The sequence below is a fragment of the Caldisericia bacterium genome (assembly GCA_021158845.1).
Taxonomy (GTDB): Bacteria; Caldisericota; Caldisericia; order B22-G15; family B22-G15; genus B22-G15.
In genome coordinates this window covers 1-2,340 of record JAGGSY010000143.1, presented here as the reverse complement: position 1 = coordinate 2,340, position 2,340 = coordinate 1, and the positions used below count along the sequence as shown (strand labels likewise).

Below are 2,340 nucleotides of genomic sequence, written 5' to 3'. Positions count from 1 at the left end.
GATTAATATAGAGTTTACATAGGGTTGATTTTTTTGAAAAATCAATTATACTTTATAAGCAGCGGGGCGTGGCGCAACTTGGTTAGCGCGCATGGTTTGGGACCATGAGGTTGGAGGTTCGAATCCTCTCGCCCCGACCATATCGTGCGCCCATAGCTCAGCTGGATAGAGCAACGGACTTCTAATCCGTAGGTCGCAGGTTCGAATCCTGCTGGGCGCACCATGGTGGACGTAGCTCAAGGGTAGAGCACCGGACTGTGGATCCGGTGGTTGGGAGTTCAAATCTCCTCGTCCACCCCATAGGCGCCTATAGCTCAATAGGATAGAGCGGCGGAGTCCTAATCCGCAGGTTGCAGGTTCGATTCCTGCTAGGCGCACCAAAATATGGTATAATTTTAACAGGTGGGTCGTTAGCTCAATTGGTAGAGCACCTGACTCTTAATCAGGGTGTTACAGGTTCGAGTCCTGTACGACCCACCATTTATTTTGCGAGGGTGGCGGAACTGGTAGACGCACTGGACTTAGGATCCAGTGGGCGTAAGCCCATGCGGGTTCGACTCCCGCCCTTCGCACCAGACTGAGGAGAAAATCTCTATATGGCGAAAAAAAAGTATAAAAAGAAAAAGAAATCCCCACTTTCCAAAAAGATAGTGAAGTGGGTTATAGTTCTGGGCATAATTGCCCTTATTGTTTTTGGAGCCTATTTTTATATTTCCAAATGGTGGAAAAGAGAGTCGCAGATCGAAGCCCGTGTTGGAGATGACATAATAACTACCTTTGAAGTTATATCAAGGTTGAAGACACTCATGAATCCAGCGGATATATATAAACCTGAATTTGGACAGACTGTTAACTATTTTAAAGAAGAAATCCTTGAAGATATAATTGGTGATTCACTTGTAATGCAGTATGCAAAAGAAAAAGGATACAAAATAACTGATGAGGATTTGAAGGATAAATCATTAAAGTATCTTGCAGCTCCTGATAAGATAAGGAAAGCATATGCAAATCTTGTGAAGAAAGATTTTGAAAAAGAGATAGAGAAGAGTGTAACAGATGGAGAATTAAAGAAGTTTTTTGAGGAAAACAAAACTGAGTTTGTAAAACTTAAAGCCCAGATGGTCTTTATAAAGAAGGATGAAGACAAAAAGAACTGGGATAAGCAGAGGGAAAAAATTAATGAAGCTTACAAGAAAATAAAGGAAGGTGTTTCTTTTGATGAAGTTGTTAAAAAGTACTCCGATGAGAAGGAAAATAATGGTGTCCTTGATTACTTTGATATATTTAAGTTTAACGCCTTGGTAAATGAGAAGATATTTAATATGAAGCCTGGAGAGATCTCAGAACCCATAGAAACACTTGATGGTTTCTATATATTTAAGATTATTGATAAGATTGATAGCTTTGAAAATCTGAAAGAGGAAGTAAAAAAGAGATATGTAGAGAGTGAAGGAGATAAAAGGCTTATGGAACTTAAAGAGAAATTAAAAGAGGAAAATGAGGATAAGATCTCATATGGCAACAGGGTTAGAAAATTCCTTGAATGGTACAATAGAGTATTTTTAGGAAGAGGAGGTTAGTAGATTGAAAACAACTGAAATAAAGAGAGAAGAAAACAAAATTGAATTTGAGGTCTCCGTTGAAAATGAGGAATTTGAAAATCTCTACAACAGAACCTTAGGAAAACTTGCAAGAAGTATAAAAGTTCCAGGCTTCAGACCAGGAAAAGCACCAATAAGTTTAATTAAAGGTCTCATAGATGAAGAGAGAGTAATTGATGAAATAAGAGAGGATATTTCTAAAAAAGCCATACAGGAAATCCTTAAGAAAGAGAATAAAGTTTTTCCAACTCTTGATACAAGTATAAAAGATTTTTCAAGGGATAATCCTAAATTCACCATTACCATTTATAAAATTCCAGAAGTTAAAGATCCGGAGATAGAAAAAGTTATTGAAAAGATAAAGGATGTATCCAGTGAAGAGATAGATAAAAAAATAGAGGAATTGAGAGAAGAGTTTAAGGAATACATCCCTAAAAAGGATGGAGAAGTTGATGAAGGGGATTATGTTGTTTTATCTTATGGCTTAGAAGGGGAAGAGAAAAGAGAAACAACCTCCCTTGTTGTAGGAGAGGGAAGAAATATATTTGAGGGACATGTTGTCAGTATGAAATCTGGCGAGGAAAAAACAGTAAAGATAAATGAGGCTAAGTTTAAAATAAAAATTCTGGAGATAAAGTATCCAAAACTTCCAGAACTTAACGAAGAATTCTTTAAGGACTTTGATGCAAAAGACTTAGAGTCCTTTAAAAACAAAGTTAGACAACTCATAATAAAGGAG

At 37.3% G+C, this 2,340-nt stretch carries 2 protein-coding genes and 6 tRNA genes; all 8 read left to right on the top strand.

The features are described from left to right. Positions 1–62 precede the first annotated feature (62 nt). Positions 63–140, top strand: a tRNA-Pro gene (locus tag J7J33_05170). A gap of 6 nt (positions 141–146) precedes the next feature. Next, positions 147–223 (top strand) — tRNA-Arg (locus J7J33_05165). Positions 224–225: 2 nt separating this feature from the next. Continuing rightward, positions 226–300 (top strand) — tRNA-His (locus J7J33_05160). Between the two features lie 3 nt (positions 301–303). Further along, positions 304–380, top strand: a tRNA-Arg gene (locus J7J33_05155). A 24-nt stretch (positions 381–404) separates the two neighbouring features. Next, a tRNA-Lys gene (locus J7J33_05150) sits at positions 405–480 on the top strand. Positions 481–488: 8 nt separating this feature from the next. Then, positions 489–575: transfer RNA gene (locus tag J7J33_05145), tRNA-Leu, on the top strand. Between the two features lie 21 nt (positions 576–596). Then, positions 597–1,580: a peptidylprolyl isomerase gene (locus tag J7J33_05140; GenBank protein MCD6168667.1), complete on the top strand. Its 984-nt coding sequence runs from the start codon at positions 597–599 to the stop codon at positions 1,578–1,580. Between the two features lie 4 nt (positions 1,581–1,584). Further along, on the top strand, positions 1,585–2,340 hold a 756-nt coding region (locus J7J33_05135; GenBank protein MCD6168666.1), incomplete at its 3' end, for a hypothetical protein.

Excerpts from the sequence above, each read along its gene's own strand:
- J7J33_05140 (MCD6168667.1), top strand. The coding sequence starts at position 597 with ATGGCGAAAAAAAAGTATAAAAAGAAAAAGAAATCCCCACTTTCCAAA.